The 18,142-nt window shown below is 42.5% G+C and carries 21 protein-coding genes; 11 read left to right on the forward strand and 10 right to left on the reverse strand.

All coding sequences use genetic code 11. The annotated features are described in order from the left end of the window. The first annotated feature begins 111 nt into the window (after nucleotides 1-111). The 5 genes from B9Y67_RS04710 (at nucleotide 112) to B9Y67_RS04730 (ending at nucleotide 4,485) form a co-directional block, all read left to right on the forward strand. Nucleotides 112-297 (forward strand): gamma-type small acid-soluble spore protein, encoded by a 186-nt coding sequence (locus B9Y67_RS04710; protein WP_062439194.1) that lies wholly within the window; start codon nucleotides 112-114, stop codon nucleotides 295-297. Between the two features lie 218 nt (nucleotides 298-515). Continuing rightward, nucleotides 516-1,043: a nucleoside tri-diphosphate phosphatase gene (gene ntdP / locus B9Y67_RS04715; protein ID WP_085505659.1), complete on the forward strand. Its 528-nt coding sequence runs from the start codon at nucleotides 516-518 to the stop codon at nucleotides 1,041-1,043. A 90-nt stretch (nucleotides 1,044-1,133) separates the two neighbouring features. Further along, nucleotides 1,134-2,903 carry an ABC transporter ATP-binding protein gene (locus tag B9Y67_RS04720; protein WP_085505599.1) on the forward strand — a complete coding sequence of 590 codons (1,770 nt, stop codon included), beginning with the start codon at nucleotides 1,134-1,136 and terminating at the stop codon, nucleotides 2,901-2,903. Nucleotides 2,904-2,958: 55 nt separating this feature from the next. Then, a complete protein-coding gene (locus B9Y67_RS04725; protein ID WP_369668736.1) occupies nucleotides 2,959-3,450 on the forward strand; it encodes a metallophosphoesterase family protein in 492 nt (163 codons plus the stop codon). A gap of 762 nt (nucleotides 3,451-4,212) precedes the next feature. Beyond that, a complete protein-coding gene (locus B9Y67_RS04730) occupies nucleotides 4,213-4,485 on the forward strand; it encodes a hypothetical protein (protein ID WP_085505600.1) in 273 nt (90 codons plus the stop codon). 49 nt (nucleotides 4,486-4,534) lie between these two features. Here B9Y67_RS04730 and B9Y67_RS04735 read toward each other — a convergent pair whose 3' ends face one another. From B9Y67_RS04735 to B9Y67_RS04775, 9 genes are all read right to left on the reverse strand, one after another. After that, entirely contained in the window at nucleotides 4,535-4,753 is a 219-nt protein-coding gene (locus B9Y67_RS04735) for a cytochrome C oxidase subunit IV family protein (RefSeq protein ID WP_085505601.1), read from the reverse strand. Between the two features lie 19 nt (nucleotides 4,754-4,772). Next, nucleotides 4,773-5,138, reverse strand: coding sequence for a cytochrome aa3 quinol oxidase subunit IV (qoxD, locus tag B9Y67_RS04740; RefSeq protein ID WP_085505602.1), 366 nt, complete (start codon nucleotides 5,136-5,138; stop codon nucleotides 4,773-4,775). 1 nt (nucleotide 5,139) lies between these two features. Beyond that, nucleotides 5,140-5,745, reverse strand: coding sequence for a cytochrome aa3 quinol oxidase subunit III (gene qoxC / locus B9Y67_RS04745; RefSeq protein WP_085505603.1), 606 nt, complete (start codon nucleotides 5,743-5,745; stop codon nucleotides 5,140-5,142). A gap of 1 nt (nucleotide 5,746) precedes the next feature. After that, nucleotides 5,747-7,681 carry a cytochrome aa3 quinol oxidase subunit I gene (gene qoxB, locus B9Y67_RS04750; RefSeq protein ID WP_085505604.1) on the reverse strand — a complete coding sequence of 645 codons (1,935 nt, stop codon included), beginning with the start codon at nucleotides 7,679-7,681 and terminating at the stop codon, nucleotides 5,747-5,749. Nucleotides 7,682-7,707: 26 nt separating this feature from the next. Further along, nucleotides 7,708-8,646 carry a cytochrome aa3 quinol oxidase subunit II gene (qoxA, locus tag B9Y67_RS04755; RefSeq protein ID WP_085505605.1) on the reverse strand — a complete coding sequence of 313 codons (939 nt, stop codon included), beginning with the start codon at nucleotides 8,644-8,646 and terminating at the stop codon, nucleotides 7,708-7,710. 334 nt (nucleotides 8,647-8,980) lie between these two features. Continuing rightward, nucleotides 8,981-10,066 (reverse strand): FUSC family protein, encoded by a 1,086-nt coding sequence (locus B9Y67_RS04760; protein ID WP_369668737.1) that lies wholly within the window; start codon nucleotides 10,064-10,066, stop codon nucleotides 8,981-8,983. 384 nt (nucleotides 10,067-10,450) lie between these two features. After that, nucleotides 10,451-11,746, reverse strand: a complete 1,296-nt coding sequence (locus B9Y67_RS04765) for a glutamate-1-semialdehyde 2,1-aminomutase (protein ID WP_085505606.1) — start codon at nucleotides 11,744-11,746, stop codon at nucleotides 10,451-10,453. Nucleotides 11,747-11,893: 147 nt separating this feature from the next. Then, nucleotides 11,894-11,983: a YjcZ family sporulation protein gene (locus tag B9Y67_RS04770; RefSeq protein WP_085505607.1), complete on the reverse strand. Its 90-nt coding sequence runs from the start codon at nucleotides 11,981-11,983 to the stop codon at nucleotides 11,894-11,896. Between the two features lie 93 nt (nucleotides 11,984-12,076). Continuing rightward, on the reverse strand, nucleotides 12,077-12,730 hold the full coding sequence (locus B9Y67_RS04775; protein ID WP_085505608.1) for a response regulator transcription factor: 654 nt from the start codon (nucleotides 12,728-12,730) through the stop codon (nucleotides 12,077-12,079). 222 nt (nucleotides 12,731-12,952) lie between these two features. Here B9Y67_RS04775 and B9Y67_RS04780 point away from each other — a divergent pair, with 222 nt between their 5' ends. The 5 genes from B9Y67_RS04780 to perR all read left to right on the forward strand — a co-directional run bounded on the left by B9Y67_RS04780 (nucleotide 12,953) and on the right by perR (nucleotide 16,215). Further along, a complete protein-coding gene (locus B9Y67_RS04780; protein WP_085505609.1) occupies nucleotides 12,953-13,363 on the forward strand; it encodes a potassium channel family protein in 411 nt (136 codons plus the stop codon). Between the two features lie 75 nt (nucleotides 13,364-13,438). Beyond that, the gene (gene bcp, locus B9Y67_RS04785; RefSeq protein ID WP_085505610.1) at nucleotides 13,439-13,909 is read left to right on the forward strand and encodes a thioredoxin-dependent thiol peroxidase; all 471 of its coding nucleotides are present in this window, start codon (nucleotides 13,439-13,441) and stop codon (nucleotides 13,907-13,909) included. Nucleotides 13,910-14,142: 233 nt separating this feature from the next. Next, a complete protein-coding gene (locus B9Y67_RS04790) occupies nucleotides 14,143-15,096 on the forward strand; it encodes a D-2-hydroxyacid dehydrogenase (protein ID WP_085505611.1) in 954 nt (317 codons plus the stop codon). A gap of 2 nt (nucleotides 15,097-15,098) precedes the next feature. Then, nucleotides 15,099-15,656, forward strand: coding sequence for a cob(I)yrinic acid a,c-diamide adenosyltransferase (locus tag B9Y67_RS04795; RefSeq protein ID WP_085505612.1), 558 nt, complete (start codon nucleotides 15,099-15,101; stop codon nucleotides 15,654-15,656). Nucleotides 15,657-15,777: 121 nt separating this feature from the next. Next, nucleotides 15,778-16,215 (forward strand): peroxide-responsive transcriptional repressor PerR, encoded by a 438-nt coding sequence (perR, locus tag B9Y67_RS04800; protein WP_176223913.1) that lies wholly within the window; start codon nucleotides 15,778-15,780, stop codon nucleotides 16,213-16,215. A gap of 102 nt (nucleotides 16,216-16,317) precedes the next feature. Here perR and B9Y67_RS04805 read toward each other — a convergent pair whose 3' ends face one another. Continuing rightward, entirely contained in the window at nucleotides 16,318-16,689 is a 372-nt protein-coding gene (locus tag B9Y67_RS04805; RefSeq protein WP_085505614.1) for a YgzB family protein, read from the reverse strand. A gap of 139 nt (nucleotides 16,690-16,828) precedes the next feature. Here B9Y67_RS04805 and B9Y67_RS04810 point away from each other — a divergent pair, with 139 nt between their 5' ends. Further along, the gene (locus tag B9Y67_RS04810; protein ID WP_085505615.1) at nucleotides 16,829-17,698 is read left to right on the forward strand and encodes a nucleotidyltransferase-like protein; all 870 of its coding nucleotides are present in this window, start codon (nucleotides 16,829-16,831) and stop codon (nucleotides 17,696-17,698) included. Nucleotides 17,699-18,142: the final 444 nt, after the last annotated feature.

Genomic DNA, 18,142 nt, shown 5'->3' on the forward strand with positions numbered 1-18,142 from the left:
AGTGTGGAAAAAATCCTGCACCTTATTCAAAAATGGTTAAACATGGAATTTTATTTTTTTGGATAATGACATTTCAATTTGGGCATTCTAATTCTTGCGGAGGTGATAAAGATGGCTAAAAAACAACAAAACCAACAAAACCCAAGCAAAACTAATGCTGCAGAAGTAAGACAGCAAAACCAGCAAGCTGCTCAAAAAGGTCAGCAGCAACAACAATATGGTGCTGAATTTGCTGCAGAGACTGACGCACAAGAAGTTCGTCAACAAAACCAAAAGTCTCAAGCTAAAAAGAAATAACGAAGATCCCCCGAATCTTCTAAACGAATAGCAGACAAAAGCAGCTGCTGAAAAAGACAGACCGTGCTTCTTTTCCAATTGGAAGAAGCAACGGTCTGTTTTATTTATGCTGACTCCGAGGCTAAGACTGTAATATTTTCAATTACTGACAGTTATCGTTATAATGGTTAGAGTAGATAAAATCGGTGGTTATTATGACGTTAGGGAAGGGAGATCTTATGCCTGCACCAGAACCAGGACAATCGGTCCAAATACAGAGCTATAAACATAACGGTAAGCTGCACAGGATATGGGACAGCACGACGATATTAAAAGGAACAAGAAATGTTGTCATTGGAGCGAATGATCGGACGATCGTAACAGAAAGTGATGGGCGGACGTGGATGACAAGGGAGCCGGCAATCTGTTATTTCCATTCCAAACATTGGTTTAACATCATCGGTATGCTTCGCAATGATGGCGTATACTATTACTGTAATATCAGTTCTCCTTTTGTATATGATGAAGAAGGGTTGAAATACATTGACTATGATTTAGATGTCAAAGTATATCCGGATATGACGTTTACGCTGCTGGATGAAGACGAGTATGAGCAGCATAAACGGGAAATGAATTACCCGAAGGTACTTGATCGTATTTTGCATAACAACGTAGACACACTCATACGCTGGGTCAGACAGCGCAAGGGCCCGTTTTCCCCAGAATTCATTGATCAATGGTACGAACGCTATTTGACATATCGCTAAGTAAAATGAAACTGCCGCGCCGCTGCATGTGTGCGCGGCCTTCCTTTTTACCCAGGCAGGTGCTTTTGCATAAAGAAAGAGGTGACAGCTGTGGACAGCATCAAACGATATTTATCCTTTGTGAAACCTTATAAAGGCAAAATTATTTTAACTATATTAATTGGTATCATTAAATTTTCTATTCCTCTTTTAATGCCGTTGATTATTAAATATGTCATCGATGATATTATCGGAGGAGATATGACGCAGAGCGAACAGTTCAATCAGTTATTCTGGCTGATGGGCGGTGCCTTTTTAGTGTTTTTTGTGTTGCGGCCGCCGGTTGAGTATATCCGGCAGTATCTTGCCCAGTGGATTGGCAGCAAAATCCTCTATGATGTACGTGATAAGCTTTTTGATCATATTCAAAAGCTGAGCCTGCGGTTTTATTCCCGTACGAAAACAGGGGAGATTATTTCCCGTGTCATTCATGACGTCGAACAGACGAAAACCTTCGTCATTACCGGCCTTATGAATATCTGGCTGGATATGTTCACGATTGTGATCGCAATTATCATCATGCTGAACATGGACATTTGGCTGACACTCGTAGCTATATCGTTATTCCCACTATATGGACTTGCGGTGAAGTTCTTTTATGTTAAATTACGCCGCCTGACAAGAGAACGATCCCAGGCGCTGGCAGAAGTACAAGGCCACCTTCACGAGCGGGTGCAGGGCATGCCGGTGATCCGCAGTTTTGCGCTTGAAGATCATGAGCAGCAGCAATTCGATGTTCAGAACTCAAACTTTCTTGATAAAGCTCTTAAGCATACGAACTGGAATGCTTACACCTATTCGGTCACTAATACCATTACTGACCTGGCTCCATTGCTTGTCATTACGTTTGCCGGTTATCAGGTAATAACGGGTAACCTGACCGTAGGTACACTGGTAGCATTCACAGGCTATATGGACCGAGTCTATAACCCGCTTCGCCGGTTAGTGAACTCCTCGACAGTTCTGACCCAGTCGATTGCATCGATGGACCGTGTCTTTGAATTCATGGATGAAAAATATGATATCCAGGATAAAAAGGATGCTAAGGAACTGACCCATGTCGATGGGGATGTCACTTTTGATAATGTTTCTTTCCGGTATGAAGATGAAGAATCACTCGTACTCAAGAATTTATCCCTTGATGTCAAACACGGAGAAACGATAGCCTTTGTTGGAATGAGTGGCGGTGGTAAGTCTACACTGATCAGTTTGATTCCAAGGTTCTATGATGTGGAGGAAGGAAGAATTCTGATTGACGGACAGGATATCCGCGACGTCAAAGCCCGCACATTGAGAGATAAAATCGGTATGGTATTACAGGACAATATTTTATTCAGTGAATCGATTGCCATGAATATTAAAATGGGCAACCCGGATGCTACGGATGAAGAAATGATTGAGGCCGCTAAAGCTGCTAATGCTCATGACTTTATTACAGCGCTCCCGAACGGCTACCATACGATGGTCGGAGAGAGGGGAGTCAAGCTTTCCGGTGGCCAGAAACAGCGGGTGGCTATTGCCCGGGTATTTTTAAAGAACCCACCGCTGCTGATACTGGATGAGGCGACGTCCGCGCTTGATTTGGAGAGTGAGCATTTAATTCAGGAAGCATTAGAAAAACTGGCTTCCGACCGGACGACATTCATCGTAGCCCACAGGCTATCGACAATTACACACGCAGACCGTATTGTGCTGGTGGAAAATGGGCAGATCAAAGAAACCGGCACCCACGAAGAGTTGATGGGACTGCGCGGTGGATACTATGATTTATATCAAGTTCAGGAATTAGACGATAGTAAAACGGAATATATGGGAACGTAGAAGAGAGGGAGGACCCCTCTCTTTTTTATTGAACGTACCTATAAAAGGAGGATGAATGGTGAAGGTTGTAGTTACCGGAGATACCCATATGCCGAAAAAAGGAAAACAGTTACCGGATCGCCTGGTGACAGAACTTTCTTCGGCAGACCTGATTATCCATACGGGGGATTGGCAGTCACTTGATGTCTACGATGCACTCCGTGAATACGGAGAAGTGAAGGGTGTATACGGAAATGTTGACGGAGAAGAAATTAAAAGTCATTTTTCATGCAAAGAGATCCTACAATTAAACGAGTATAAGGTAGGTCTTGTGCATGGAGATGGGGAAGGAAAAACAACAGAAAAACGAGCGTTAGAAGCCTTCGAAGGAGAAGAACTTGATATACTTATTTTTGGTCATTCCCATATTCCTATGTTGCGCTATTTCAAGAAGCTTTTACTATTTAATCCTGGATCTCCGACAGATAAGCGAAGACTCCCGTACTACTCTTTTGGAATACTTACAATCGATGAAGGAATCAGGGCAGAGCATGTGTTTTTTAATTAAAACAGCTAAGCTGAGTGTTAATTTTATAGTTTAGCACCCATTTGCTGAAGACTCAATTTCAAGATAGTGTGTCCGTTGTGGTTGTGAGCGTTTGGAGGTCCGGAAAATCACTCGCTTTCCGTGGGCATGTGGTGAGCTTCCTCAGGCTTCGCCTTGCGGGATCTCACCGATCATGTTCATTCCACAGGAGTCTCGCAATTTCCCGGCCCTCCTTGCGTTTATGAGAGAAACGGAAACATCGGTAGATCGTTCTTCAAACAAAGAGTGAGCTACGCATGAAATTTGAAATTAAAACCGCGTAATTGTTCAATTATCCATTAAAAGTTGAAGACATCACCAATATGTCATGGGTTCTTTTCTTCCATTATTCGAATGGGTTGGTTGGGAAACTGCGAGACTCCCGCGGGAGGAGGAGCCAGGCGAGACCCCACAAGGAGTGAAACGACTGAGGAGGCTTGCCGGTTCCCCCGCAGGAAAGCGAGTAGTTTCCCAGCCAACCCTGAGGCTATTATGATAAAGAACCCTGATAGCTCGAAATCAAGTCTTGGACTTTTAGGTCCTTTTGTTGAATAAGCTTCTTATGAAATAAAAAATCGTTTATGCACCTTTAACATAGAGGTAACGCGGGTAAAAATAGTTGTGATGGATAACAATACCTATATTGTGAACTTTTTGTGTCAATTGTTCGAACAATTTGTTACAATACTAATAAGAAGAATACGCTTACATGAAAACCAGACATTATGAGGAGTTGATCTCTAAATGGGTATTATCCTAATGTTCATGCTGCTTGCATCGATAACGCCTTTCTTATTCTTACAATTAAAAAAGACGGTTTTAGCCCTTGTACAGACAATTTTGCTTGTTGGTATGTGGCTGTACTTTTTCGAAGTAGCCTTCCAAACTGCACCGGCGGCATTTTCTATCTCATGGCTCATGTTCTATGCAAGTTTGTTTGTAGCAGAAGTGGGCTGGGTAATGTTCATCATTCGTATGGTCAAGACTTCAGGCGTGGCACAAGAGAGTTATCAATAAACTTAAAAAAGCCCTCATACCTGGTGAATCAGGTATGAGGGCTTTTCGTTTACTTTAAATGTTCTTGTACGTGCAATAATTGAATAACAGCCTGAGAGAAGGCTAGTATGGTTATCAATCCTAAAAGAATTTTAGGGGAATAATCAGCGTAAAACATTCCCCACAGGGAGAAGGCCGTCAAAATAATACAAAGGATAAACCCGAAAACGGGTTTCCAAGGCAATGCCATGGGGGCTTCGTAGTTTTTTAGCTCTTTTTGGTTATTCATACCTTTTCACCACCTGTGGTTAATGTCCGCTGTGTTCTTCCTGTTGCTCTTCTTGTTGATGGCTTCCACCATCATCATGGTCATGGGTGAAGCCGAACGACATTGTGAATAGTGACCCGGCTACGATAATAGCTGCCAGCACGAAACCGTGGAACATCATATTCCATGGTACATGGCCGCCGCCGCTTTCTCGTTCTGTCATATGCATGAACATAAATAACTGGATTCCTGCCTGGATAACGGCGAGCGTCATAATGCCAGCGACGATCCATTTAACAGGCAGGTCAGACCCAAGTGCGGCCCAGGCAGCAAGCAATGTCAAAACAATGGACAATACAAATCCGATAATATGGTTGATGGGAAAACGTTTTGAATGCTCTGCCATATTAAACCACCATCCCAATCAAATAGACACTAGTGAAAATGAATATCCAGATGACATCAAGGAAATGCCAGTACAGACTGATAATAAAGACTTTCCTGCTTGTTACTGTAGTCAAACCGCGTTTGGCCAGTTGAATCAAGAGTAACACTGCCCAGCCGATACCTAATGTCACGTGGACTCCATGGGTGCCAGCTAGTGTATAGAAGGCTGACCAGAAAGCGCTGGACTGCAGCGTGGCACCTTCATGGGAGTAATGAACAAACTCATATATTTCAAACCCTAGAAAACCAAGTCCAAGTATCAGGGTAATAATCAGCCATGTCATCAGACCTTTCACAGATCCTCTGCGCATATGATGAATAGCTATCCCGCAAGTGAAACTACTTGTAAGCAAAAGGAAAGTCATAACAAGTACGATCCCTGGTTCAAACAACTCACCTGGTACTGGTGCATCTGCTGTCCGCCCGTATAGCACCGCATAAGTAGCGAATAATGTGGAGAATAACACTACTTCTGCAGCCAGGAATATCCAAAAGCCGAGAATGCTCATTCGTCCTTCCTGTGTGCGATATTCTAATGGACCGGATTTCAATTCATGTGCGCTCATGTTATAACCCCCTTGCTTCGCGTTCAATGCGCTTAATTTCATCTACTTCAACATGATAACCCTCGTCATAATCAAATGAGCGTATTCCCATCATGATCAGGACACCGACAAGCCCGATCACTGCCAGGGTAATCCATTCAAATATCAGAGCGAAACTGGCAAAAGCAGCGATGGCCATCATGATAATCGGCTGCCCTGTATTGCTTGGCATATGAATCGGCTCGAGTTTTTCTTCCTCGAAAGTTGTTTCGCCTTTTTCCTTCATGTCTAAGAAAGCATCGTACTTATCTGCATGAGGTACAGTAGCGAAATTATAGAACGGTACAGGTGTCGGTGTCGCCCATTCAAGGGTTCTTCCATCCCAGGAATCCCCAGTTTTTTCGCGTTCGCTGTTCCTGTAGCTGTAGTAGATATTGAATACGAATATAGCGAATCCAACTCCCATTCCAAATGCACCGACTGTTGAGATGACATTTAACGGCATCCACTCTGGAATGATATAGAAGACACGGCGCGGCATTCCGTCTAAACCAACGAAATATTGCGGGAAGAAGGTAACATGGAATCCGATGACGAAGAACCAGAATGCCAGTTTCCCGATCCGTTCATTTAGCTTGTGCCCAAACATTTTCGGATACCAGTATTCCAGCCCCGCAAAACAAGCAAAAACTGTTCCGGCAATCAATACATAATGGAAGTGGGCAATTAGGAAATACGAGTTGTGAAATTGATAGTCAGCTGCTGCCATACCGAGCATGACCCCGGTGACACCACCGAGAACAAAACTCGGAATGAATGCGAGCGACCACATCATTGGTGTGGTGAACTCTATTTTTGATTTATACAGCGTTGCCAGCCAGTTAAAGATCTTCACTCCAGTAGGTACAGCAATCAACATCGTTGATACTGAGAATACAGAGTTAACGAAAGCTCCGGCACCCATAGTAAAGAAATGGTGTACCCAGACAAGGAAACTTAATCCGGCAATCAAAATCATCGACCAGACCATGGCATGATACCCGAACAATCGCTTACGTGCAAAGGTCGCGATTACTTCAGAAAAGATACCAAATGCCGGTAATATGACGATGTAAACTTCCGGGTGGCCCCACATCCAGAATAAGTTGGCCCACATCATCGGCATCCCTTCACCGGTTACTGTAAAGAACTGGGAACCGAAAATACGGTCGATTGTTAGCAGTGCTAAAGCAACTGTCAAAATCGGAAAGGCAAAAATAATAATGAAACAAGTGACTAGTGTAGACCAGGTGAAAATTGGCATTTTGAACAATTTCATTCCTGGTGCACGCATTTTAAGAATCGTCACCATCAAATTAATCCCTGTCGCCAGCGTACCAATACCCGAAAGCTGTAGGCCCATCAAGTAAAAGTTTTGTCCTGGTCCAGGACTCATAGCTGCCCCTGATAATGGTGTGTAACTTGTCCAGCCGGCGTCAGGAGAACCACCAATAACAAATGATATATTGAACAACATGGCTCCAAAAAAGAACGACCAGAAGCTCAAGGCGTTGACAAAAGGAAACGCGAAATCACGAGCCCCGATTTGCAGCGGAACAATGATATTCATTAATCCAATCAAGAAAGGCATAGCCATAAAGATAATCATGATCGTTCCGTGAGTCGTAAAGATTTCATCATAGTGCTGGGCGTTCAGGAAGTTCATATTTGGAAACGCCAGCTGTATTCGCATCATAAGGGCATCCATGCCCCCACGGAATAACATCGCTAACGCACTTAAAATATACATAATACCGATTTTTTTATGATCAACGGTTGTCAGCCACTCACGCCATAGCCATCCCCACCTTTTAAAATAGGTGAGTAGAAAAATGACGGCACTGGTAACCAATACAATGGAAACCATTCCACCGTATACGAGTGGTTCACCGGTTACGAAAAATTCATCTAACTTCATAGATGTTCACCTGCTTTCTCTGATAACTATTCATGCTTGTCATCACCTTTAATTTCGTTTTCCAGATGTAATAGTTCCTGGTAGGCATCTCGATGACGTTTAATCGCATAGTCGCGCCCATCATTCGTACCATGGTCTACCCACTCCAGATGCGTATTGGAAAATACCATCTGCTCGTCCATGACACTAGGCGCAAGCAGTTTGTCATATTCTTCCTGGGTCAGTTCAGGTGCCTCGTCCTGGGTTTCTTGTACCCAATCATTAAACTCTTCTTCCTCTTGGGCGTGAACCTTAAATGTCTGTTCCGTAAAGCCTTCTCCATTGAAGTTTCCATTACGGCCGTCGTAGGTGCCAGGCTCATCTGCCTGCAGGTACAGGGTGTTTTCCATCCCGGCCATATTATATTTCTGGCCGCCCAGTTGCGGAATCCATAACGCTGCCATGGAATCTGCTGATGATAGTCGGAACTCAATCGCCCGATCCGTTGGGATATGAAGATAATTCACTGTCTCAATATCCTGTTCCGGATAACTGAAGAACCATTTCCAGTCTGCTGATGTAGCATAAATGACCAGTGGCTCTTTATCCGATGATGATTCCGGGGGTTTTTCTAAATCGAATAAGGTTGTAACTGTTGGTACAGATAAGATAATAACGATAATGAGAGGTATAACTGTCCAGACTATTTCAATTGCCGTATTACCATGCAGGTCAGGGTCATAATCTTTATCGTTTCGGCCAGGCCGATTACGGTACTTGATAACCATAAATGCGAACAGAGCAAAGACGACAACTACAATCCCGAGCATAAACCAAAGGGAAAATACGATCAGATCTTTTTGGCTTTGTCCGACAGGTCCTTTTGGGTCAAGGACTGTCAATTCACTGCAGCCGCTCAACAAAAAGACTAAACTCAGCGGAAGCAATGCCAGCCATTTTTGCAAATGGGGTCTTTTATGTCTCATGAAGCCAAACACTCCTATCAATCTATTATTTCTACTGTGTAAATAGTGAAAACTAATAATACGTGAAGTGAATTATAGCACCCTAATAACCTTTTTCGTGAGGATTAACTAATTTGTAATTGAATGTTCAATTTTTTGTGGAATTTTCGACACAAAATGTTCAAACCTTAAGGGAATATTAGAAATAGTGGGAGAAAAAGGAAGGATTTAAGGAAAAAGAGAGGACGGGACTGAATTGTCACTAATTACAAAAGACGAGCACATTCTTTTTAACCGGTACACGTTCATAAAGAAAAAAGCTGCCGAGATGTTCTCGCCAGCCTGTTCACATTTATTATCGGGCTCGTTTTTGTTCAAACATACTTCGGTGACTTTCATAATGAAATCGTTGATAGCTTTTAATAATGCGCTTCAAGTGTTCCAGGTGGTAATGGTACTCCATTAGCTGAGCAGCCAATGGGAGGAAAATCAGTTTATCATGGTCATGATCATCTTCATAGATATGGATCAGCTGTTCCACCAGCTTAGGAATATCAGGAGTTTCTGACTCTCTTAGAGATTCCTTATGGGTTTTACGGATACGCCCCATCAGGCTAAGCATCAGTTTTTCATGGGCGTGAATAACCTTATCCAGTTCGGAGACCAGCACTTCCTGAAAGTCTTTAGGGATATGGTCGATATCACCTTCAAGACGATGGAATGCTTTCAATACATCGTATGATTTCTTCGTTGTTGCAATCAGCTGCCGGAATAGTACCATTTTGCGTGCTTTTGTAAATCTGTTTTTTCTTAAGTAGGTACGTTCTTCTTTATACAGCAGATAAGTTTGGTCGATATAGCGCAATTCGTCCTGCAGTCTATTCATTTCTGTCTTTAAGGCTGGCTCGTCTGATAAATGATGGGTAGTAACCCGCAGCCATTGCAGAATATCGCTCGTGTTGCGATCGATTTGCCGGAACAGATTGGTTTCATATTTAGGAGGTACAAATGCCAGGTTTACAACAAATGCAGACAATATACCAATCATCAAGGAAACGATGCGTGCACCCGCATATGGCAGGAAGGCCATATCGGTCGGCTCCATTAACACCACCACTGCCACTAACGCAAAGATAATCGTATTCTCATTCATTTTCAATTTCATATTAAGAGCGATGACCACGATGATGGAAAAACCAACGATAAATGGGCTGTCCCCTAAGGTATAGACAGTAATTATAGCGACAGCGGCCGCAATGATATTCGCTTGTATTTGTTCAATAACAGTTTGAAACGAACGATAAATAGAGGGCTGGATTGAAAAAAGGGCAGCAATTGCTGCGATCACCTCATTAGTCAGCTCAAATAAAGAAGCGACATAAATCGCTACTGCCACAGCAAGCCCAGTCTTCATCATTCTGGCACCCAGCTTCATCGGCATCACCTTTCTAAACTACTGCTTCTTTATTACCACCTTAAGGTATTTAATGAAGAAAGTGAAACAAAAAGGTGAGCGTATGAGAGGCAAGGTAATTATAAAAAAGAAAGACTTTTGCATGGAATGCAAAAGTCAGGAGTGTTTCAGCACGGAGCTGAAACAATATGAAAAGGGAAGGAAATGAACAATTCTCGCGCAAATCGTGAGAATTTTCAGAAATATAATATTATATTATCATAATCATACTTTCTTAGCAATCACTCTTCTTTTAGTATTTAGCTAATGCCTCTTAGTGGAGAAAAATTTAAAATATCACATAACCATGCATATTACTGGCAGGAGATAATAGAAGAGCCCTCCGCTTTTTTATACAGAGGGCTTAAAAGATTAATCGTTTGCCATCGTTTTAAAAGTTTCTTCTACAGCCGTAAGTGTCTTATCAATATCTTCATCTGTATGAGCCGTAGTCAGGAACCATGCTTCATATTTGGATGGTGCAAGGTTGATACCTTGATTAAGCATCAATTTGAAAAAGCGCGCGAACATTTCGCCGTCTGTGTTTTCTGCCTGCTCATAGTTTTCCACTTGTCCGGTTGTGAAGTAAACAGTCAGTGCACCTTTGAGACGATTGATAGTTACAGGGATATTGTATTTTACAGCACTGCGTCCTATCCCTTCTTCCAGCTTGGCACCTAATCGATCCAGTTCTTCATACACACCTTCTTCCTGCAATACTTCCAGACAGGCGATCCCTGCTGACATAGAAGCAGGGTTTCCGGCCATAGTACCAGCCTGATAGGCAGGACCAAGAGGAGCGACTTGCTCCATGATATCCGCGCGGCCGCCATAAGCTCCAATTGGGAGGCCGCCGCCGATGATTTTCCCCATAGCGGTCATATCAGGCTCAACTCCTACCAGTTGCTGCGCACTTCCATAAGCAAAACGGAAAGCAGTGATTACCTCATCATAAATTACTAATGCTCCTGCTTGATGTGCCAGATCGTTCACTTGTTGCAGGAAGCCGGGCTTCGGTTCGACAATCCCAAAATTCCCGACAATCGGTTCAACTAAAACACCGGCAATTTCATCTCCCCAACGTTCCAGTGCTTGCTTGAATGGTTCGATATCATTGAAAGGAACGGTGATCACATCTGCTGCGATAGAAGCTGGCACCCCGGCTGAATCAGGAGTTCCCAACGTGGAAGGGCCTGAACCTGCAGCTACCAGTACCAAGTCGGAATGGCCATGATAACAGCCGGCGAATTTAATGATTTTATTACGGCCGGTGTATGCCCTTGCTACACGAATGGTCGTCATTACTGCTTCGGTACCCGAGTTCACAAACCTGACCTTATCCATAGAAGGGATCGCTTCTTTTAATTTACTTGCGAATTGATTCTCTAAAGAGGTTGGTGTGCCATATAGGACGCCATTTTGGGCAGCTGTGGTGATTGCCTTCGTAATATGGGGGTGTGCGTGCCCGGTGATGATGGGGCCATAAGCGCCAAGGTAATCGATATATTTATTGCCATCCACATCCCAGAAATAAGCGCCTTCTGCACGTTCCATGTAAATCGGTGTGCCGCCGCCGACACCTTTGAAAGAACGAGAAGGAGAATTTACTCCTCCGACAATATGGTGTAATGCTTCTTCATGTAACTGTTCTGATTTTAAAAAGTTCATCGTAAACCTCCCTGAAATAATTCGTTTATCATTGTAGCATGGGATGGCGAATGTCGATAGCAGTAACCAGAACGTATGTAAAAAGACTACCCGGTATGATGGAGCGAACGGGTAGTCTTCCTGAGAATTGAGTTAACTTATTTGATTTTAGTATACATATGCTGCGCCAACGATAATCAAAAGGATGAACAACACTACAATCAACGCAAAGCCATTGTTGTAACCTCTGTAACCCATTCCTTCCACCCCCTTTTGCGCGTTTACAATATATTATGAAAAGGGGGACGAATTGGGATGTGTGTTCATCCCTGGTATGGCGGGGAGAGCGGGTCATTTCGGGTTGAACTTATATCCTTTGCCACGGACGGTTTGGATGGCGTTTTCTAATCCGATCTGGGATAACTTCCTTCGCAGCCTCGTCATGTTGACGGATAATGTATTATCATCCAACTCTCCAATGTTGTTAGTCAGCAGCTGTAATAGATACTGACGTGTTAGTAGCTGAGAGGGACGTTCTATAAATGCTTTCATGAGGAAATATTCTTTTCTAGTCAGGGACTGCTTTACCCCCTGGTAGTCAATCTCCATGGGACGCAGTTTCAGCTCGCTCCCTTTGTCACTTGCATAAACTCTCTTTAAGGTCCGTTCTATTACAGCCTGCAAAGGAATGGCGTTCAAGGGTTTACTCAAATAACCATCTGCGCCATTTTCTAATGCAATTACTTGTGACATCTTATAAGAGGAATCCGGCATCAATAATATGGGGCACTTGCCTAGGGCTCGTATTTCTCTGGACCAAAAGAGGCCATCAAATGCAGGGGTCCCAACCGCTATTAAAACAAGGTGAGGTTCATAAGCGGTGAACTCAGCCAGAATTTTATCATAATCGTTGGCAAGAAATGGCTGATAGCCGCTTTCTTTTAACGTTTTGACAAGGAAAGAAGCGACTTGCTCATTATTTTCTATAATATATATACGTTTCACGTTCCGTCACCTCTTGTACCTCTGTTTAATTTAAGTATAATGCTACTGGTAATAAATAGCTATTCACGTGATTGGTATTGCCTATACCTTTTATCGGTCCTGAAGCTTCATTATTTAGAAGAATATGTAAATGTTTTCGTCGCGTTAAACTACGTATAGGGGAGCGGGGGAACCGCATAAAGTTTAAGAGGCAGTATTCCAAAGGGTGGGGAGTAGCTATATATGGTCGAAATAGTTATATTGCTGTTCATCGTATTACTCATCATAGTCAGTTTGACATCGTTTTTTCGTGAACTTATTTCAGACAACCATCATTTTTCATTGACTGTGTTTACCGGCCTGCTGGTTTTATATCTCATCGTCATGACTGGCTTCGGAATCATTTATTTTCTTCTATCTATGAACGGCATTCCTTTGTTAGCGGGAGGCGGCCTACAGCAGGAAGCTTTACTTGATCGCATTGGACAGGCGATCTATTTCAGCGGCGTAACGCTGTTGACAGTAGGTTATGGAGATATTATTCCGATAGGTTGGGGGAGACCAATCGCTTTACTGGAAGCATTGATTGGTTATACCATACCTGCAGCCATGTTTGTCCGTGTGTTTTATGATTCACAGCATAAAGTCGATTGAGATTGGAAATTGAGTATCCTTTCCTGTAATCTTAATGATAGAAATGAACATTATTTATAGGAGGGGATAAATTTTATGAGTGTGGAAGTTGGTAAAAAAGCACCTGATTTTGAATTAGAAGCAAGCAATGGTGAAAAGGTCAAGCTTTCAGATTACCGTGGTAAGAATGTCGTTTTATATTTTTACCCGAAAGATATGACACCAGGGTGTACCACAGAAGCTTGCGACTTTCGGGATCATCATGAAAGCTTTGGCGACCTGGATGCGGTCATCTTAGGTGTCAGCCCGGACCCGGTCGAGCGCCACGAAAAATTCATCGACAAACATGATTTACCTTTCCTGCTTCTTGCAGATGAAGACAAGCAGGCAGCAGAAGCGTATGACGTGTGGCAGCTAAAGAAAAATTTCGGTAAAGAATATTACGGAATTGTACGCTCCACTTTCATTATTGACAAAGAAGGAAATCTCGTTAAAGAATTTCGGAAAGTGCGAGTGAAGGGGCATGTGGAGGCAGCACTCGAATATATCCGGGAAAACTTATCCTAGTTTAAACGCTCTATTTTTTAGAGCGTTTTTTCATCGTTATGGGTATATGCGCTATACAAATAAATCGGGAGGACATAAAGTAAAGTATCAACCGAAAACCTCCCCTTTACTGGAGGCATCACTACAAGTGATGTCTCCATTTTTTATTTTCGTTACAGGAAAGTGATTTATTTTTGTAAATTGCGATAATTCAGCTAAAATAGAAACAGGATCAGTGAGGAGGATGTACATATATGCTAGTGCTTTCAGCTATAAAGAATGTAAAAGAAGATATCCGTAACAGGCTTGAAGCTGATTATCCAGAGTTGGACTTTTCCTTCTGTCATGGTATTGAAGAAGCAAAAACGAAATTGCCGGAAGCCGAAATATTCATTACTTATGGGGAGGACTTAAACGACGAACTGATCAAGCAGGCCAAAAAACTGAAATGGATCATGGTATTATCGGCAGGAATGGAAAAAATGCAATTCAAGCAGATTGATAAGCAAGGAATATTAGTGACGAATGCGAGAGGAATTCATGCGATTCCAATGGCAGAATATACATTTACTATGCTGCTTCAAGTAGCACGTCAAGGGAAAAAGGTAATCGCCCACGAACAAGCCCATGTTTGGGACCGTAAAGTCGTGATGAATGCGATTACAGGTAAGACACTGGTGGTACTCGGGACAGGAGCCATCGGTCAGGAAACAGCCAGATTGGCGCAAGCGTTTCGAATGAAGACTATCGGGGTATCAAAAACAGGAAAACTTAAACCTTACTTCGATGAAACCTACCCTTCTGATAATTGGACACATGTATTAAATAAAGCGGACTTCGTAGTTGCCGTTATGCCAAGTACACCAGAAACGATTGATTTCGTTAAACTAGAACACTTTGAGAAGATGCCTGCCCACGCAGTTTTTCTGAATATGGGCAGAGGGGATCTCGTTAAAACGGAGACAGTATTAGAGGCGGTTCGTAATGGAGAAATCGCTCATGCAGTACTTGATGTATTCGAGGAGGAACCACTTCCGGAAGACCATGTTTTGTGGGAGGAAGAAAATATTACAGTGACCCCCCACCTGTCTGGGGTTTCGCCGCAATATCAATATCGAGGTTTTGATATTTTTCGTGATAACTTGGAACGCTATCTACAAGGGCAAGAGAAATTTATTAATAAAATTGATCCAAAACGGGGGTATTAAGGGTGAGGATATATACACGTTCAGGAGATAAAGGAACCACATCATTGATTTACGGAGATCGAGTACCTAAAAATGACTTACGTGTTGAAGCATACGGGACATGTGATGAAGTCAATTCGATGATAGGACTCGCGATGAGCCATTTGAGGCGGGAAGAGTGGGACAGCAGTGATAAATTCAAAGCATTTATGAAAAAAGTCCAGACTATTCTTTTCCATGTTGGTGCGGAACTGGCGACACCAAAAGGAAAAGATGTAATGTGGCAGTTGAAGGAAGAACATATTAAAGAGCTGGAAACCTATATTGATGAGTGGGAAGAAGGGTTGACACCGCTGAAAAACTTCATTCTTCCATCGGGACACGAAGCTTCCTCCGCTTTTCATGCTGCACGCACGGTAGCACGGCGTGCGGAAAGGACAGCCGTGGCCTTGGGCGATGAATTGAACAATCCATTGGTTGTCTCCTATCTTAATCGTTTATCTGATTTGTTATTTGTTGCAGCGCGTTATGTCAATCATCAATTAGGTGGAGAGGAGACTCCGCTACAAGCAGACGTATAGTAACGGGAATCTACAATATACGTATATTGACAATAATAGTAACGACGAGGTACACTATTTATAAAGATTATTATTTAATAATATTCTAAAATTAAGTCAACGGAAAGCGAGGTGCATGGCGGTGTCTGATAAAAGACTGCAAGAAGCGATCGTAACATTGAAAGACTCTGGTGTGCGAATCACGCCTCAACGTCATGCGGTGCTTGAATATTTGCTTAACTCAATGACTCACCCGACAGCTGATGAAATCTATAAAGCGCTGGAAGGAAAATTCCCTAATATGAGTGTTGCCACTGTATATAACAACCTGCGGGTATTTAAAGATATCGGCCTGGTCAGGGAGTTAACATATGGAGATGCTTCCAGCAGATTCGATTGCAATACCACGGAGCATTATCACGTTATTTGCGAATCCTGTGGTAAAATCGTCGACTTCCATTATCCAAGCTTAGATGAAGTGGAGTCTTTAGCTGAACAGGTGACAGGATTTGATGTAAATAATCATCGCATGGAAGTGTATGGAATTTGCAGCGACTGCCAGTCGAAAAACGCACACTAATCTTATCATAAAAAAATAAGCCTCATCCCTTTTGTCGGGGATGAGGCTTATTTTGTGATTCTAATTCTATATAATATGATGTGTCCGTCACACCAAAGATGGCTAGTTCTGTTCTTCTTGTTTCTGAAATCGTTTGGAGTTGTATTTCTCGTCAAATTCTTTTCCTTCAAGGGATTTATCCAAAGTTAAAGGCTGCTTGCAATGCATACATGCATCGACCCTTCCGAGCATTTTTGTCGGCTTGTCGCAATTCGGGCAGATGATTTGGATTGTCTTCGTCGATAACATGCCAATCCAAAAGTAAACCACGGTACTGAGGCCGATTGCTGCCATTCCAAGAATCATGAATATGATCATCAGCCATTCCGTCTGTTTGAATAATAAACCTATATACATGATACCAAATCCGGCAAATACCAGCGCAAGTGCGAACGTGCGGATTTTATTTATCTTACTGCTATATTGTAACCCCACTGGTGACCCTCCTTCGTGCTTTCAAAAGGTAGTATAGCATAATTTTAGCAGGGAATTACATGAAGAAAAGAGGATTTTGAACAAATTTATCGAATAATTGTTTGTGACCTACTATAAAAAACCGCTGGGGGAAAGTACAATGGAAGATTTATTACGACCCATCTATCAAGAACGCGCAAGTCTGCCTAATACACTCGGCGTCTTGATCATGGAGAAGAAAAAACCGATCAGTCCGGTTACGGACAATTTTGATGTCATCCTCTTAATTATAGTAAGAGGTGCTGATGATCCCTGGTATGTGAAACATTATGAATTCGAAAATAAAACAGCGGCCATGCATATTGTAGATGAAGAACTATTGAAGGAATGGGTGGAGACAAGTGGATATCGAAGAGCAGTAGAATGGGTTATCAATGGCAAGGTGATTTTTGACCGCAATGAATATATGGAAGAATTGAAGGCTAAGCTCAATGACTTCCCACAGGAAACCCGTGATTTAAAAAAGGCGATTGAATTCGCTAAGTTGATCAGGAGCTACAGTGAATCCAAAGATCTATATGAATCCGGGCAGTATCTGGATGCATTCAGCCGTATGGTTCATTCCCTGCATTATTTGGCGAGGCTAGCTATTATTGAAAAAGGGTTTCATCCTGAAGTAACGGTGTGGAACCAGGTACGGAGAATCGATGCGGAAGTGTATAAATTATATGAAGAACTTATTCAAAGCGGTGAACCGACAGACAAACGTGTGCAGTTGATGCTGCTTGCAGTTGAACATTCCATTAGCATTCGTGCAAAGAACAGCGCAAAACATTTATTAGAGCTTATGCAAGAAAAAGAAGATGCATGGACTTTTGGTGAGTTGAAGGTCCATCCGGAGATTCAATTATATGCCCTTGATCTATCGGCGATGATTGAGTATTTAACAGAGAAAGAACTTTTGGAGGTAGAACTCCACGATACAAAAGGACCGGAGATTTACCATCGTAAGTATAAGGTGAAAAACTAAACTTCATCGCTCTGCAATCCGCTTTCTTTGCGCATTATAAAGAAAGCGGAATTTTTATTTGAAAAGCTATTGACGATAAAAAAATGCCATGGTATATTATTAAACGTCGCGTTAAGAGAGCGACACACCACAAGAAAGAAAAAATAAATCATGAAAAGTTGTTGACATAAAAACAACCACATGATATATTGATTAAGTCGCCAATTTGAGCGGCAAAACAATTTTGATCTTTGAAAACTGAACGAACCAACCAGTACGTCAATACAATTTCTTCATTATATGAGGAAATGAACAACGCACTTTAGCAGTGCAAGAGTCAAGGATCTTCGACTAAGTTCGCAACGTCTTGTTGCAACGTCGAAGTCACCCCATCCATGGGGAAGTCAAGACAAACTTCACTTTTATGGAGAGTTTGATCCTGGCTCAGGACGAACGCTGGCGGCG

It is taken from the genome of Thalassobacillus devorans (assembly GCF_900176565.1).
Classification (GTDB): domain Bacteria; phylum Bacillota; class Bacilli; order Bacillales; family Halobacillaceae; genus Thalassobacillus; species Thalassobacillus devorans_A.

Coding starts and splice junctions, on each gene's coding strand:
- B9Y67_RS04810 (WP_085505615.1), top strand. CDS start 16,829: ATGGAAGATTTATTACGACCCATCTATCAAGAACGCGCAAGTCTGCCT.
- B9Y67_RS04710 (WP_062439194.1), top strand. CDS start 112: ATGGCTAAAAAACAACAAAACCAACAAAACCCAAGCAAAACTAATGCT.
- B9Y67_RS04760 (WP_369668737.1), bottom strand. CDS start 10,066: ATGCCGATGAAGCTGGGTGCCAGAATGATGAAGACTGGGCTTGCTGTG.
- qoxC (WP_085505603.1), bottom strand. CDS start 5,745: ATGAGCGCACATGAATTGAAATCCGGTCCATTAGAATATCGCACACAG.
- B9Y67_RS04770 (WP_085505607.1), bottom strand. CDS start 11,983: ATGGGTTACAGAGGTTACAACAATGGCTTTGCGTTGATTGTAGTGTTG.
- qoxB (WP_085505604.1), bottom strand. CDS start 7,681: ATGAAGTTAGATGAATTTTTCGTAACCGGTGAACCACTCGTATACGGT.
- B9Y67_RS04790 (WP_085505611.1), top strand. CDS start 14,143: ATGCTAGTGCTTTCAGCTATAAAGAATGTAAAAGAAGATATCCGTAAC.
- ntdP (WP_085505659.1), top strand. CDS start 516: ATGCCTGCACCAGAACCAGGACAATCGGTCCAAATACAGAGCTATAAA.
- qoxD (WP_085505602.1), bottom strand. CDS start 5,138: ATGGCAGAGCATTCAAAACGTTTTCCCATCAACCATATTATCGGATTT.
- B9Y67_RS04780 (WP_085505609.1), top strand. CDS start 12,953: ATGGTCGAAATAGTTATATTGCTGTTCATCGTATTACTCATCATAGTC.
- qoxA (WP_085505605.1), bottom strand. CDS start 8,646: ATGAGACATAAAAGACCCCATTTGCAAAAATGGCTGGCATTGCTTCCG.
- B9Y67_RS04725 (WP_369668736.1), top strand. CDS start 2,959: ATGGTGAAGGTTGTAGTTACCGGAGATACCCATATGCCGAAAAAAGGA.
- B9Y67_RS04735 (WP_085505601.1), bottom strand. CDS start 4,753: ATGAATAACCAAAAAGAGCTAAAAAACTACGAAGCCCCCATGGCATTG.
- bcp (WP_085505610.1), top strand. CDS start 13,439: ATGAGTGTGGAAGTTGGTAAAAAAGCACCTGATTTTGAATTAGAAGCA.
- B9Y67_RS04765 (WP_085505606.1), bottom strand. CDS start 11,746: ATGAACTTTTTAAAATCAGAACAGTTACATGAAGAAGCATTACACCAT.
- B9Y67_RS04730 (WP_085505600.1), top strand. CDS start 4,213: ATGGGTATTATCCTAATGTTCATGCTGCTTGCATCGATAACGCCTTTC.